The organism is Ruegeria sp. K11, from assembly GCF_056531905.1.
Genome location: NZ_JBQFMP010000007.1, coordinates 236,465 through 251,803 on the forward strand (window position 1 = coordinate 236,465; position 15,339 = coordinate 251,803).

Consider the following 15,339-nt stretch of genomic DNA (forward strand, 5'->3'; position numbering starts at 1 on the left):
GTTCAGGACGCCTTGTTCAGATCATCAAAGCTCCGCCCGGAACCCGCCAGGTCGCGCAGAAGCGCGGGCACCTGCCAGTAATGGGAGTCTTCACGAGCATATTGCTCGATGCGCGAGACCAAAACGTCCAAGCCGGTGATATCGGCATATTGCAACGGACCACCCCAATGGCGCGGAAAACCATAGCCAAACAGAAAAACCGCATCCACGTCGATGGGACGCAAAGCGATCTTGTCTTCGACCACCCGCGCGGCCTCGGACACCATTGCAGTCATGTAGCGATCCACAATTTCTTGATCCGTAAACGTTCTGGCCGTGATGCCCTTGGCGGCCCGCTCTGCCTCGGCAAATTCACCCACGGCGGGGTTCACGCTGCGGGTCTGGCCGTCATAGATATAAAATCCTTTGCCGGTCTTGCGCCCGAACCAACCCTGCTCACAGATACGATCCGCGATCTCGACATACCGCTCTTCGGTCGGGCGGAACTCGGCTTGCCGTTTGCGCGTGGCCCAACCGATATCCTGCCCTGCCAGATCTGAGACCGCGAAGGGCCCCATGGCAAACCCGAAATCTTCCAAAGCCCTGTCGATCTGGTCAAATGGCGCGCCATCAAGCTGCATATAGGCTGTGGATTTGCGGTAATGCGCCAGAACGCGGTTGCCGATAAACCCGTCGCACACTTCGGACCGCACGGCGATCTTGCGCAGCGCCTTTGCCAGTTTGAAACTGGTCGCAACAATTTCGGGCGCGGTTTCGCGGCCCACCACCACTTCAAGCAGACGCATCACATGCGCCGGTGAAAAGAAATGTAGCCCGATCACATTCTGAGGCCGCCCGGTCGTGGCTGCGATTTCGTTCACATCCAGATATGAGGTGTTGGTTGCCAGGATAGCGTCCGACTTGCAAATCCTGTCCAGCTTTCCGAACACCTCCCGCTTGATGTCCATGGATTCGAATACGGCCTCGATCACCACATCCGCGTCCGCCAACGCATTCATATCTGTGGTACAAGTCAGAGCGGAAAGCGCCGCATCGCGTTGGGCCTCGGTCAACTTCCCGCGTTTGACTGCCCCCTCAAGATTCTTACCGATGGTTGTACGCGCGAAAGCGACACGATCTTCTTCCATTTCGATCAGGCACACGGGAAGCCCCGCCAACAGCATCGCTGTCGCGATACCGGAACCCATCGTACCGCCGCCGACGACGCCGCCGGATTTGACATCGCGTGCTTCGGCGTCGGCTTCAGGGATATGCGCCACGGCGCGTTCGGCAAAGAAGGCGTGTTTCAGACCTTTATGCGCGTCGCTTCCCAAAGCTTCGACAAACAGCGCGCGTTCAGCCTGTAGCCCGTCCTCGAGGGGCAAACTGCTGGCTTCCGCCGCTTTCAAGGCGCGCAAGGTGACTTCACCCCTGGCTTGCGCACGGAACGTATCAAGTTGTTCAACTGTAATGCGGTTGACCTGTTCCGCAGTCACACGGGTTTGCAGCGTGCCGTCCAGCACCTGACGCGCGCTGTTCGTTGCCACGGTTTCGGGGTCACCTTCTTGCAGATCATCCAGCAACCCGGCCTTCAGGGCGGCTTCTGCCGAGATCGGCTTGCCGGACGTGATCATTGTCAGCGCGGTTTGCCCATCAACCAGACGCGGCAGACGCTGGGTACCCCCCGCCCCGGGTAACAGACCAAGATTGACCTCTGGCAAGCCGAGTTTGAGACCCTTGATCCCTACACGTGCCTGACAACTTAGCGCAATCTCCAGACCGCCCCCCAGCGTGGTGCCGTGAAGAACACAGACAATCGGCTTGGCGCTTGCTTCGAGTATTTCACAGACTTCGGGCAGAAGTGGTGGTTTTGGCGGCTGGCCGAACTCTCGGATATCAGCCCCTGCAACAAAGGTCCGGCCTGCGGCATAGAGTGCGATGACCTTTATAGCATCATCCGTAGCCAGTTGTTGCACAGCTTGCACCAGCCCGGCACGTACGTCGTAACCGGCCGCGTTTACCGGCGGGTTGTCGATCTTGACGAGGGCAATTTCACCGTCCTTGCGAATGTCGACTGCAGCCATGGTTATCTCCTGTTTTCTGTCATGCGAGCCCGAGGCTCAGCCTGAGTGTTTGTACCGTGTCGCGCAGTTTGGGGGCTACGCTCTGCTCCAGCCGGTCAGCGTCCAGATCTGTCGCATTGGCCCCGCATAAAAACGCCAGAGGTTGCGCGCCCGGGGTGCTGCAAAACGGCACCGCGCAGGCATTGACGCCGTTATTCCAGCCCCCGAATGAGGTTACATATCCCCGGCTTTCCAATTGCGCCCGGTCTGCGCAAAGCTGGTCGGTCATGCCATTGTGTGTTGCATCTGCCGCCAGCATGACCCGGCCGGCCGCGCTTTGTTCCATCGGTATACGGTGCCCTTCACTAAGCCAAAGCGAAGATGCATCGCGCGGTCGCCAACAGCGCGTCAGCATCGCCGCATCACCATGACGCATCGTCAGAGCGACCAAAACACCAGTGTCGTCGGCCAGTTGTTGCATCACATTCTCGGCCATCGGCAGGAACGACAAACCGGCGCGCGCAGTATACCCCAAGGCCATAACCGACGGGCCAAGCCGATAGGTTTCCGAAGGGTGAAGCTGTTCCAGAAATCCCATCGAAGCCAGCGTAAACGTCATTCGCGTCACCGTTGACGGTGGCATACCCGTCCGCCGGGCCAGTTCACGGTTGCCCAGCGACGCGTCATCCGGCTTGAAGGCCTGCATGATGCGCAACCCCTTGGCGAGAGTAGAAGCAAACCGGCGGTCTCTGTCAGCGTCGGACATGCGGGACCCCGGACGCCCTATTCAACACGCTCAAGGACCAGAGCAATCCCCTGCCCTACTCCGATACACATGGACAGGCACGCGTACCGCCCACCGGTCTCTTCAAGATGGCGCATCGCGGACAGGATGATCCGTGCGCCGGACGCTCCCAGTGGATGTCCGACCGCAATCGCACCGCCATTGGGGTTCAGGCGACTGTCGGCAGGGTCCAGATCAAGATGCTTGCAACAGGCCAGGACTTGCGCGGCAAAGGCTTCATTGACCTCAATCAGGTCCATATTGTCCAGTGTCAGTCCCGCGCGTTCCAACGCCTTGGGCACTGCAAAAGCAGGGCCGATACCCATAATCCGGGGCGGCACACCAGCAATGGCACCCGCCACGATACGGGCGCGCGGGGCCGCACGGTCGCTTCTGGCGCCGATCATCAACATCGCCGCGCCATCATTCACGCCCGACGCATTCGCCGCCGTCGTCACGCCACCCGGGAAAATCGTCCGCAGCGCAGCCATTTTCTCCAACTGCACATCCGGGCGGGGATGTTCGTCTTGTACCACCTCGTGCGTTGCCCCCTTACGGCCCGTCACGGTGACCGGGGTGATTTCGGCTTCAAAGAAACCGCGTGCCCGGGCCGCTTCGAACCGCACCTGCGAGGCATGGGCGAACTGATCCGACGCCTCGCGGGTAATCTGGTAGTCTTCGGCCAGATTGTCAGCGGTTTTTGGCATCGGAAATTCGCCGTGGCTTTCGGTCATTTTGGGGTTCGAGAACCGCGCCCCAATGGCGCTGTCAAAAATCTGCGACTGGCGGGCAAAGGCCGTTTCCGACTTGGCGATGACAAAAGGCGCTCGGGTCATGCTTTCGACCCCGCCTGCAACATACAGGTCCGCCTCACCCACAGTGACCGAGCGCGCGGCGTCCAGCGCCGCCGACATGCCGGATCCACAGAGGCGGTTGACGGTGAGACCGCCGACCCCGATCGGCAACCCGGCCAACAGCGTGCAATAGCGGGCGACGTTGCGGCTGTCCTCGCCGGACTGACACACATTTCCCAGAATCACGTCTTCAATTTCGGCGGCATCGAACGCACTTCGCTTTACCAGTGCCTCAAGGACCTGCGCCGCCAGATCATCGGGCCGGACCGAGGCGAGCGCGCCACCGTGGCGACCAAATGGGCTGCGCAGCCCGTCGTAGATATAAGCGTCAAGCATGTTGGGCCTCTTCATCCAGTTGTGCCAGTTCGGACGCAAAGGTCTCAACCAGCTTGTGTTTCAGTATCTTCCCCGTCGCCGCCTCGGGCAACGTGTCTGCGATTACGATGTGATGCGGGATTTTGTATCGAACCAAATCTTCTCGGAGATATGCCTTTAACTCGGACGCGGTGACCGCTGCGCGCAAGGTCACAAAAGCCAGGACATCCTCGTTCCCGTCCCGCGAACGACCTGCCACTGCGGCTTGTATAACCGATGGATGCGCGTTCAGCGCCGCTTCGATCTCGGGCGGGTAAACGTTGAAGCCCGAGTGAATGATGACCTCTTTGCAACGACCAACGATGTATATACGTCCGTCCGGTTCGATCCGCGCCAGATCGCCGGTGCGCAAGAACCCATCAGCGGTGAAAGCTTTGGCCGTATCCTCAGGATTGCGGTAATAACCCAACATGATGTTGCGCCCGCGCGCCAGCAACTCGCCGACCCCGTCAGCACCGGGATTGTCCAGCCGAACCTCGACCCCCGGCAATGCTGGACCAACGCAATCGTCCTGCGGCGGAGTCTCGATCTGCGTGGTAGCAATACCCGGTGATCCTTCGGTCAGGCCATAGCCGTTGTGGATGGGCTGACCGAAAATCCGCTCGACCCGGCGTTTCCAACTGGGATCAAGCGGCGAGCCCCCGGATGACAAATAACGCAACCCGGTTTCGACCCTATCGATACCGTTATCCTTGCAGTGCCTGAGTAGCAACGCGAACATCTGCGGCACGCCCGACAGCATCGTGGCACCGCTTTGCAATCCCTCGATCACGAGCGCCGGGTCGAACCGGGGTTGGAACCGTAGACTGCCTCCCGCCAGGAACATGGTCAGGATAATCGATGTAAATCCAAATATATGAGTGCCGGGCAAGACAGCCAGAGATTGATCCGCAGCAGTTGCCTGCCGACGGCGCATCGAGGACTGCGCTGCAAACAGCAGATTGTCATGGGTCAGCATCACACCTTTAGGCGCGCCGCTTGTTCCCGACGTGTAAAGGATCGTGGCAACTTGCCCGGCTCCGTCCTCAATTGGTTCCACCTGCGTTTCCCTCGGCGCGGAAATAGCCAGTGGCCCACACAGTATCTGGCCTCTGGTCACGGCACCAAGCCGTTCCGCATGCGCCCTTGCTGCCTCTGAAACGCCCACTGTGCAGACCACGCAGCGCGCGCCGGAATGGGCAAGAACAGTATCAACCTCACGTTCAGTCGCGCGCGCATTGAGGGGAACGATCCAGGCACTGAGCTGGCTTAGCGCCAGAATGACGGCCGCATAAGTCCCGCAATTCTCTGCCAGCACAACAACTCGATCCCCCGGCCGAACGCCGCAGGATTGAAGCATCGTTGCCGCGACCTCCACCGCGTCCCTGAGATCTCCATAAGAAGAAACCGCACCATCATGATCGATAATGGCCAGCCCCGCCGGGTCCTTGTCTTCGATCAGCTGGTGGATTCGATGCAATGTACTCTCCTTGCAGGCTGCATCGTCGGTTTATCGTCTATGGGGAAAGATGTAAATATGCGGTATAGTGTACCGCAATGCGGCACAATTCCAGTTATCACTCACGTCGTTTCAGCGAGAGAGGTTTTCGGCCAGATCTGAGTCACTAACCCAGTTGGGGCATGTGATCTTTAGGGATCCGTGCGCCAAAATGTCGGATCACTTCGCCCGAGACGGTTTGACCCCACTGTACGGCCGTGCCCTGCGCATGGCCCTGCAAACGGGCTGACAGATAGCCTGCGTTAAAGGCATCTCCGGCACCGGAAGTATCGCGAATGCCCTCGACCGATGGGGTTTCGACCCGGGTTGCATTTCCATCAGTCCAGGCCGCGACCGCATCTTTTCCGTTCTTGACGACGATTTCGGCAACCCCTGCCTGCCGCAGGCGGTCCAGCGTATCGACAGGCGTGGCATCCCCCCAAAGCGCGTTTTCATCGTCAAAACTGGGTAGCGCGATGTCGGTAATTGCATTGAACATCGCCAAAACCTCGCGTGTCTCATCACTGGACGACCAGAGGCGAGGCCGCACGTTCGGGTCAAAGGACACCACAACCCCCTGGGAGCGTGCTTCGGCCAGGACCGTCAACAAGGTGTGCCGCGCGGCGGGCGAGAGTATAGCCAACGTAATGCCAGACAGATGCACAAGCCCAGCTCCATTGATCGCGCGGGTCAGCCAGTCCGGGTCATCCGCCACATGACGCGCTGCCGATGAGTCGCGCCAATACTGAAAGCTGCGCTCCACCCCGTTCAGCTCGATCATGTAAAGCCCCATGGTGCGCGCAGTCTCGTGTCCGATGCACCCGGCGTCCAGCCCATCCTCGCGCACCTGTGCCACGAACGCATTCGATACAGTGTCCGTTCCAACCTTGGTCACAAAGCCAACCTGACCCGCATGCTCGGGTATCTGCGCCATGTGCCAGACCGTATTGAACGTGTCACCGGCAAACCCTCGGCGATAGGTCCCATCACCGATATCAGCCAATTCAATCATCGCTTCGCCAATCGCGATGACCCTCTGTGACCGGAAACTCAGCATGCGCACACAGCTTGTTCGGAAGTGGACCGGCATCGATCCCCAGACGTCAACCAGAGCGGAACATGGTGGGAGGCATCCGAAATTTCAAAGATCTGTAAGGGCATGAATTGCATCATGCCGATCCAACCCGATCTGTCCAGAACGATGAGCGGACCCCGAAACACAAATTGCTACAAGGCCCCGAGATTAATCTCGAAACACCACTCCACGCCGATCAAGCGATCCTGTTTTCGGTTTTCTTGTCGAACAGGACAACTTTCTCCATGTTGACAGCAAATGTCGTGCTCTGTCCGACCGAGACGCTTGTGTCGGCGCGCATGCGGGCGACGCATTCAGCACCCCCGATCGTGGTCGCGACAAAAGTGTCAGACCCGGCGGGTTCGATCACATCAACATTGGACTGAACCTGTTCAACATGGCGCGACGTCTGATCAGCGCCTTCGATATCGGTCAACGCCTCAGGGCGCACGCCCAGCAGAACAGACTGGCCCGCATATCCCATCTGGTTTGGCGTTGGGTCAGAAATAGCCAGGCTGATCTTGTCACCGTCCGAATTTACCGTATCCGCATAAAGCGCGTTGCTTTCAGACCGCAAGGCAACCGCGATAAGGTTCATCGACGGCGAACCCATAAAGGTCGCCACGAACAGGTTGGCCGGTGTGTCATAGATTTCCTTGGGCGTGCCCAACTGCTGAACATAGCCTCCATTCATCACCGCGATGCGGGTCGACAGGGTCAAAGCCTCGATCTGGTCATGGGTCACGTAGACGATGGTGGTGCCCAGCTTCTGGTGCAGCTTCTTGATCTCGGTCCGCATATCGACGCGCAACTTGGCATCAAGGTTCGACAGCGGCTCGTCAAACAGGAACACGTCCGGGTCGCGCACCAGCGCCCGGCCCATGGCCACCCGCTGACGCTGCCCGCCGGACAGCTGGCCCGGCTTGCGATCCAGCAACTGTTCGATCTGCAGCAATTTGGCAACGTCCGCCATGGCCTTTTCACGATCCTCCTTGGGCACACCGTGCATCTCAAGGCCAAAGGTGATGTTCTGCCCCACGGTCATGTTTGGATAGAGAGCGTAGGACTGGAACACCATCGCGATATTGCGGTTCGACGGGTGCACCCCGTTCATCACCTGATCCTTGATCCGGATCTCGCCGCTGGTGATCTCTTCCAGCCCCGCGATCATGTTAAGCAAGGTGGATTTGCCACAGCCGGACGGACCAACAAGGACAAGAAACTCGCCCTCTTCCACGGCGATGTCCACTTTGTGCAGGACCTCGACCGAGCCGTAGGATTTGGTTGCGTTGTCGATATCAAGAAAACCCATTGGATCAGCCTTTGACAGAGCCTGCCATCAGACCGCGCACAAAATAGCGACCGGCGACGACATAGACGAGAAGAGTGGGAAGGGCAGCAAGGATGGCACCTGCAAAGTGCACATTGTACTCCTTAACACCCGTTGAAGATTGCACGAGGTTGTTCAGCGCGACAGTCATCGGCTGGCTGTCGAAATCTGCAAAGGACGCCCCGAACAGGAAGTCGTTCCAGATATTGGTGAACTGCCATATGACGCTGACCACGATGATCGGACCCGACGACGGCAGAAGGATGCGCCAGAAAATCTGAAAGAACCCGGCGCCGTCGATCTGCGCTGCCCGCACCAGCTCGGTCGGGAATGCGGCATAGTAATTGCGGAAATACAGTGTGGTAAAGCCGACACCGTAAACCAGATGCACCAGCACCAGACCCCAGGTTGACCCGGCCAGACCCAACAGGCCCAGCACGCGGGCCATCGGGATCAGAACGATTTGAAAGGGGATGAAGCAGGCAAACAGCATCAGGCCAAACAGGATCGTATCGCCCCGGAACCGCCATTTGGTCAACACATATCCATTGAGCGCGCCAAGCATGGTCGAGACGATCACCGCCGGCACCACCATCTTGATCGAGTTCCAGAAATACGGCTTCAACCCGGTCTGGTTCACGCCCACCTGCGCCTCGGACCACGCCTTTTTCCAGGCATCGAGCGTCCAGACCTCGGGCAAGGCAATGATGTTGCCTCCGGTGATTTCCTCAAGCGGCTTGAGCGAGTTGATCACCATAACAAAGAGCGGCAGAAGGTAGAACAGCGCAAAGACCAGCAAGGTGACGTAAATCAGGGTTCGCGTGACGCGACCGGTGCGGATTGCGGTATCTTGTGTTGCGACAGACATTATTTCTTCTCCCGCAATTCGGCGTAAAGATATGGGATCATGATCGCGGCAATGGTCATCAGCATGATCACCGCCGAGGCTGCACCAATCCCCATCTGATTCCGCGTAAATGTGTAGGAATACATGAATGTTGCAGGCAGTTCAGTCGCCCGACCCGGGCCACCGCCGGTCAGCGCGATAACAAGGTCATAGCTTTTGATTGCAAGGTGGCTGAGGATCACGAAGGCCGACAAAAAAGCGGGTCGCAACTGCGGGATGATGATACGGCGATACAGATTCCAATTCGACGCGCCATCCATTTGGGCAGCTTTCAGAATTTCGTTATCAATGCCGCGCAACCCGGCCAGAAACATTGCCATGACAAAGCCGCTGGTCTGCCAGACGGCGGCCAGGACTACTGTGTAGATGGCGAAATCCCGGTCTTTGATCCAGTCAAACTCAAAGTTCTCAAAACCCCACAAATGCATGGTGTTCTCGATGCCGATACCAGGGTCCAGCATCCATTTCCAAGCAGTCCCTGTCACGATGAAGCTAAGCGCCATCGGGTACAGGTAAATTGTGCGCAAACCGCCTTCGACACGAATTTTCTGGTCCAGAAAAATCGCAAGACCCAGACCGATGGCACAGCAGATCACGATATAGAGCGATGCAAAGATGCCCAGATTGGTGATCGCGATGTTCCAATGGCTCAGGCGGAACAGTTTGTCATAGTTCTCGAACCCAACCATACCGTAACTGGGCAAAATCCGGCTGTCGGTAAAGGAAAGATAGACGGTGAACAGGATGAACCCATAGACAAACAGCAGCACCATCGCCAGCGACGGAGACAGGACCAGTTTGGGTATCCAGTTTTGCAGACGGGTTTTGAAATCCGCCTCGGCCATGTTCGACATGGGCTGCCTCTTGGATGTGAGTTGGGGGAACGTATGGACAGGGCCACCGGCGAACCGGCCGCCCCGTCCGGGAGGCGTTACTTGGCGATCGACACAGCGTCGACCAGTTCGCCGACAGCGGTTTCGCTGTCATACTCGCCGTTGAAATGAGCGGTCACAACGTCATAGATCGCATTCTTGACCGAGGCCGGAGCCGAGTGGCCATGCGCCATCGAACCGTAAAGGTTACCCGAAGAAGCTGCCGCTGCCAGATCCTTCATGCCCTGCTTGCCGCAGGCGTCAAAATCCGCATCGGACACATCTGTCCGCGCCGGCACCGAGCCTTTGACCACGTTGAAGGCTGACTGGAAGTTTGGCGACAGAATCGCGCTGGCCAGAGCGGCCTGCTCGGACGACACCGTGCCGCCCTGATCGAACATCGCAAACTGGTCGGCGTTGAATGTCACCTGATCGGCGGTGCCGGGGAAACGGAAGCACAGGAAATCCTCGCCCGGGACTTTGCCCGCATTCAGGAATTCGCCTTTGGCCCAATCGCCCATCATCTGGAAACCGGCCTCGCCGTTGATGACCATGGCTGTTGCCAGGTTCCAGTCACGTCCCGAGAAGTTCTCGTCCACGTTGTCGCGGATGAAAGCCATACGTTCGAACGACTCTTTCATCCCATCGGAACCCAGTGCTTCCTCATCCAGATCGATGAATGCAGCCTTGTAGCCATCCGGGCCCATGGTCGACATAACAACCGCATCAAATACAGTCGCGTCCTGCCAGGCCTGACCCCCATGCGCGATCGGGGTGATGCCAGCCTCTTTCAGAGTGTTTACAGCGGCAACGAACTCGTCCCAGTTGGTCGGAGGCGCAATACCGTTCGCATCCAAAACGGCCTTGTTCGCCCACACCCAGTTGGTCGAGTGCACGTTCACTGGTGCCGAAATCCACTTGCCGTCATGCTTGGCAAACGCCTTCAGCGCATCGGGCACAACCTCGTCCCAGCCTTCCTGAGCGGCAACGTCGTTCAGATTTGCCAGCGCGCCCTCGGCGGCCCAGTCCTGAATGTCAAAACCCAGCATCTGCACGGCGGTCGGCGCATTGCCTGCCGTGACCCGGGCACGCAGTACGGTCATGGCGCTTTCACCGCCGCCACCTGCAACCGGCATGTCCTGCCAACCGATGCCCTGCCCTTCGAGATCGCCTTTCAGAACGTTCAGAGCTGCCGCTTCGCCGCCCGACGTCCACCAATGCAGGACCTCAACCTCGCCAGCTGATGCCACGCCCGCTGTCAATGCCAGCGCGGCGGCGCTCAACTTGAGTTTCTTGGTGATGTTCATCCGATAACCTCCCTGTGGATGAAGACCGGGTTTTCCCGAGTCGAATATACTCGCTAATGTAACGTTGCAAATACGGTATCTGTCAATAGTTTGTTTTCGTCGAACGCAAATCATTTAGTAAATTGTTTTCATTAGCTATTCGAGGATATTTATCGGAATGTACGATTTTAAATTTCGGTGTTGCAACGTTTTAAATGTTGTTGTTACAGTGTCAAAACACGACTCAACCGTTCGCAGGCCCCATGCAGGAACACACCGCAGATCAACCGGAAGAAGCCGCGCGCCCGACCCTGCGCACGGTCGCTGATCTGGCAGGCTTTGCGATAACGACGGTCTCGCGGGCCTTGGCGGATGACCCGCGTATCGCCAAGGCAACGCGGGAAAAAGTGCATCGGATTGCAGATCAGGTTGGCTATGTTCCCAATCGCGCAGCGCAGCGTCTGCGCACGGGGCGCACCAAGGTCATCAGCCTACTGCTGAACCCTGATCACGAGTTTCTGGGCTTCACATCCGAGTTCATTCGCGGCTTTACCCAGGGGCTGACCGGCACTGGATACGCGATCAACATTATGCCCGATCATATTGCGGCGGACCGACTTGAAGTTGTGCGCAACATCCGGCGGAATGCACTGGCCGATGCGGTGGTCTTCACCCGCACGGAGTCCTTTGATGTACGTGCCAGGTATCTTCTGGAACACGATTTTCCGTTTGTCAGCCATGGGCGCACCGACTTCACGCGGCAGCACCCTTATGTGGATTTCGATAACGCCATGTTCGCGCGACTGGGGGTCGAACGGCTGGTGGCAAAAGGACGTCAGCACATCTGCATGGTAATGCCGGAAGAGCGCTTCACTTTCCGCCAACATCTACAATACGGCGCGATGCAGGCCATTCGCTCGCTGGGTGTGCGATTCACCATTCCCGAAAATGTGAGCCTCGACAGCCCTCCGGATCAAATATCAGACACACTGCTGAAACTGACCCGCAGCGACGATCCGCCGGACGGACATATTTGCGTTGGAGAAGCGATGGCGCTGATGACGCTTGCAGCGTTGACAGATGCAGGGTGGACACCGGGCGTCGAGGCGGATGTGGTGGCCAAACGCGCCTCGCCCATCGCCAATTACCTGAGACCCAGAATCGAAACGGTGACCGAAGATCTTTCGGAGACCGGTCGCGCCATGGCGCGGGTGCTGCTTGGTCGAATCGAGGGTAAACAGGTCAGCGACTTGCAGGTCTTGTTGCAGCCTGACGGACAATTCAGACTTTAGGTCACGTCTCGTACGTGACGGACAACGGTTTAAACAAGCCGACGCACGCCCCAAGGGGGTGCGATTGCCTGCGACCTCTTCTAGCAGCACCTCCGCAAGGCTTCGGAAAACATAAGATTTCGCACCGCCCAAGCGCCGGAACCAGGTCGCGACAACAAAGGTACCGCTATGCGCACAAATCTGCATAACTCCGCGCCCTTGCGCAGAATCTGGACTGGATGAGCAAAACAACTCGCGCCCACAAGTCACCCAAGCAACCCCATTTTTGTGGTTTTTATAGCCAAAAACAACAAAACTGTGGACTATCTTGTTGAGCGGTGCAAGAATTGTACAACTTAAAAAGGTAGACCCTCATGAAGGGCAAGAATTCGCTTTCGCCGCGAGAGATGCAGTTCCTTGAAGGTTTGCGTCAATTCGGCGGTCACGCCCGTAACGCAGATATGGCCGAGTTGTTGAGCGTATCTGACGAGACAATAAGGCGTACGATAAAGTCGCTGTCCAAGCTGGGCATCGTCGAACGTGCGCATGGCGGCGTACGATCGCTGGAAGCCCAGCACGAATTCAGTTTCTTCCAACGGCTGGGCGAACATACGGACGAAAAAAGACAAATCGCAAAGTTAACAGCCGAAATCGTTCCGGACGGCGCGACGCTGTTTCTGGATGTGGGAAGCACAACCGCTTTCGTGGCTGAGGCACTGCGGGCCAGAAATTCTCTGACAGTTGTCACCAATTCGACGAATGTGGCGCATAAGTTACTGGAGCATAACGAAAACCGCGTATTCTTGCTGGGCGGCGAACTGCGCAAAGAGGAATTGGGCGCTTTTGGCCTGATGGCCGAGACCCAGGCCCGGCGTTACACATATGACATGGCCATCCTGAGCCCCGACGCGCTGGATGTGAAATTCGGCTTCCTGTTCCAAAGCCCGAACGAGGCCGATCTTGCATCCGTCGTTGTCGAGCGGACCAGCCAGGTTACCGTCGCAATGGTCCACCAAAAATTCGACTTGACCGGGCCACATCAAGGCTTTGAGCCACATGTGGTGGATCACCTGATTACGGACACATCCCCTGGCAAGAAAACGACTGCAAAGCTGGCGCGATGGCAGATCAAAACTTGGACGCCCGAAGAATGAAAGAACATTCCTTGATCCAAACGCACCTTTCCCGCATCCCCAGGCAGGCAGAAGACCGGCCGGAATCTGAAGGCAACGGATAATGGCAATATTGGTTTTTTTAACGCAACTGGCAGGTGCGACAATGCTGTTGCTGTTTGCGGTCCGCATGGTGCGCACCGGGATCGAACGCAGCTATGGTTCTTCTTTCCAGCGACTGCTCACACGCAACAGCGGCGTGGTTCGCTCCAGCGTGACGGGGCTGTTGATGGCTGTCGTCCTGCAAAGTTCGGCCGCAGTTGCCTTGCTGGCTTCGGGCTTTGCCGCTGGCGGCTATCTTGCCTTTCCCGCGGGGCTTGCGATTGTTTTGGGCGGCGACCTTGGATCGGCCCTGGTGATTCAGATTCTGTCGTTCGAGCTGGACTGGCTGGTTCCCTTGCTTCTGGCGATCGGAGGCTGGCTGTTCGTCAAGTCTGATCGAAAGAAACCACGCCAGATCGGGCGCATTTTGATGGGTGTGGCGTTCATCCTGATTTCTTTGCGCTTTTTGCGCGAAGCCATGGACCCGATCCGCGACAGTGCTTTTCTGCCGGCAATTGCAGATTATCTGGTCCGCGATTATGTGACCGCCTTTCTGGTTGGTGCTGCTCTGGCCTTTGTCATGCACAGCTCCGTGGCCGCGATCCTGATGTGTGTCACGCTGGTTCAGATCGGTGCGCTGCCGTTCTCGGCCGGGCTGTCACTGGTTTTGGGCGCCAATCTGGGCAGCGCCCTGATACCGGTCTGGCTGACGCGCGGAATGGAAATCCGGGCACGACATATTCCGTTTGCCAATCTGGCGCTGCGTGGCGCATGGGCAGTGTTTTGCCTGTTTGCTGCCAATCTGACCCTGCGTGCGGGCGTCATCAGCGGAGACTACAACGGTCAGATGCTGGTCAACGTCCATCTCGCCTTCAACGCCTCTTTGTTGCTGTTATCACTGCCATTTTGCGGCAAGCTTGGGTCGGGGATCGAACGTATGTTCCCGATAGGCAAACCTATGGCCGAGGCCGACCCGTTGGCCCGTCCGGTCAGTGCTTTGGACCCAGAATCCGCGGCAACACCCGCGCTTGCCGTCTCGGCCCTTAAACGCGAGCTATTGCGCATGGCGGAGCTGGTACAGACAATGTTCAGCCCTTTGCTTGAACTGTACCAGACCGCAGACGCCAAACAGATCGAAGCAGTTCAGACCATGGATTTGGATGTGAACCAGTGCCTGACCGATATTCGCGCTTTTGTTGCGTCCCTGCCCGACGATACGATGGATACCAGACACGCCGAGATTGCCCGGGATGTTCTGGAATACGCCGTACGCCTTGAAACAGCAGGCGACGTTGTCGCCAAACGACTGACGGTACTGGCCTCTGAGCTCGGTAAAAGCGGAAAACAATTCTCTCGGGAGGGCTGGTCCGAGGTTCAGGAAATGCACGAGAAGATCCTCGCCAACCTGAAGCTGGCAACAAATGTCATCATCTCGGAAGATCTCGAAAGTGCGCGACTTTTGAACCTTGAAAAGACGGAAATCAAACGCGCCGAGCGCGACAGTCGCAAACGTCACTTTCGCCGGCTGCAGAAGGGCAGGATCGACAGCTTTGAAACAAGCGATGTGCATTTGGAAACCTTACGCGCGCTGCGTGAATTCAACAGCCATATCGCAGCCATTTCGACACCGATCCTATATTCCAATGGTCAACTTCTGGAAACGCGCCTAATCGAAGACATGCCCCATCGTGAACACGCGAACGAGACCTGAACACAGGTCGATTCGTTCCGTTTGTTGCATTCAGACCCTGCGGGAATCGACGCGGTTCCCGTAAAATCAGTGTTGCCTGGCACCCGACAAGCCCTACCGTTCGCCCGAAAATTCAATAGCACAACCGAGGGTGCGTCCAGG

The 15,339-nt window shown here is 57.7% G+C and carries 12 protein-coding genes; 3 read left to right on the forward strand and 9 right to left on the reverse strand.

Features of this window, described 5'->3' with window-relative positions:
• Positions 1 to 2 precede the first annotated feature (2 nt).
• The 9 genes from ACR0K4_RS13355 to ACR0K4_RS13395 all read right to left on the reverse strand — a co-directional run bounded on the left by ACR0K4_RS13355 (position 3) and on the right by ACR0K4_RS13395 (position 11,023).
• Positions 3 to 2,063 (reverse strand): 3-hydroxyacyl-CoA dehydrogenase NAD-binding domain-containing protein, encoded by a 2,061-nt coding sequence (locus ACR0K4_RS13355; protein ID WP_480854362.1) that lies wholly within the window; start codon positions 2,061 to 2,063, stop codon positions 3 to 5.
• A 19-nt stretch (positions 2,064 to 2,082) separates the two neighbouring features.
• Positions 2,083 to 2,808, reverse strand: coding sequence for an IclR family transcriptional regulator (locus ACR0K4_RS13360; RefSeq protein WP_480854363.1), 726 nt, complete (start codon positions 2,806 to 2,808; stop codon positions 2,083 to 2,085).
• A 17-nt stretch (positions 2,809 to 2,825) separates the two neighbouring features.
• Complete coding sequence (locus ACR0K4_RS13365) at positions 2,826 to 4,016, reverse strand: acetyl-CoA C-acyltransferase (RefSeq protein WP_480854364.1); 1,191 nt, start codon at positions 4,014 to 4,016, stop codon at positions 2,826 to 2,828.
• Positions 4,009 to 5,514, reverse strand: a complete 1,506-nt coding sequence (locus ACR0K4_RS13370) for a class I adenylate-forming enzyme family protein (protein ID WP_480854365.1) — start codon at positions 5,512 to 5,514, stop codon at positions 4,009 to 4,011. Before ACR0K4_RS13370 ends, ACR0K4_RS13365 begins: the two co-directional genes overlap by 8 nt.
• 145 nt (positions 5,515 to 5,659) lie before the next feature.
• A complete protein-coding gene (locus ACR0K4_RS13375) occupies positions 5,660 to 6,622 on the reverse strand; it encodes a sugar kinase (protein WP_480854366.1) in 963 nt (320 codons plus the stop codon).
• A gap of 181 nt (positions 6,623 to 6,803) precedes the next feature.
• Complete coding sequence (locus ACR0K4_RS13380) at positions 6,804 to 7,919, reverse strand: ABC transporter ATP-binding protein (protein WP_480854367.1); 1,116 nt, start codon at positions 7,917 to 7,919, stop codon at positions 6,804 to 6,806.
• 4 nt (positions 7,920 to 7,923) lie between these two features.
• Positions 7,924 to 8,805 carry a carbohydrate ABC transporter permease gene (locus ACR0K4_RS13385; protein WP_480519032.1) on the reverse strand — a complete coding sequence of 294 codons (882 nt, stop codon included), beginning with the start codon at positions 8,803 to 8,805 and terminating at the stop codon, positions 7,924 to 7,926.
• A complete protein-coding gene (locus ACR0K4_RS13390) occupies positions 8,805 to 9,698 on the reverse strand; it encodes a carbohydrate ABC transporter permease (protein WP_480519034.1) in 894 nt (297 codons plus the stop codon). The genes ACR0K4_RS13385 and ACR0K4_RS13390 overlap by 1 nt, the downstream gene beginning before the upstream one ends.
• A gap of 77 nt (positions 9,699 to 9,775) precedes the next feature.
• On the reverse strand, positions 9,776 to 11,023 hold the full coding sequence (locus tag ACR0K4_RS13395) for an ABC transporter substrate-binding protein (protein ID WP_480519036.1): 1,248 nt from the start codon (positions 11,021 to 11,023) through the stop codon (positions 9,776 to 9,778).
• 242 nt (positions 11,024 to 11,265) lie between these two features.
• Here ACR0K4_RS13395 and ACR0K4_RS13400 point away from each other — a divergent pair, with 242 nt between their 5' ends.
• The 3 genes from ACR0K4_RS13400 to ACR0K4_RS13410 all read left to right on the forward strand — a co-directional run bounded on the left by ACR0K4_RS13400 (position 11,266) and on the right by ACR0K4_RS13410 (position 15,198).
• On the forward strand, positions 11,266 to 12,294 hold the full coding sequence (locus tag ACR0K4_RS13400) for a LacI family DNA-binding transcriptional regulator (protein ID WP_480519038.1): 1,029 nt from the start codon (positions 11,266 to 11,268) through the stop codon (positions 12,292 to 12,294).
• A gap of 353 nt (positions 12,295 to 12,647) precedes the next feature.
• Positions 12,648 to 13,427: a DeoR/GlpR family DNA-binding transcription regulator gene (locus tag ACR0K4_RS13405; RefSeq protein WP_480519040.1), complete on the forward strand. Its 780-nt coding sequence runs from the start codon at positions 12,648 to 12,650 to the stop codon at positions 13,425 to 13,427.
• Positions 13,428 to 13,509: 82 nt separating this feature from the next.
• Entirely contained in the window at positions 13,510 to 15,198 is a 1,689-nt protein-coding gene (locus ACR0K4_RS13410; RefSeq protein WP_480519042.1) for a Na/Pi cotransporter family protein, read from the forward strand.
• Positions 15,199 to 15,339 lie beyond the last annotated feature (141 nt).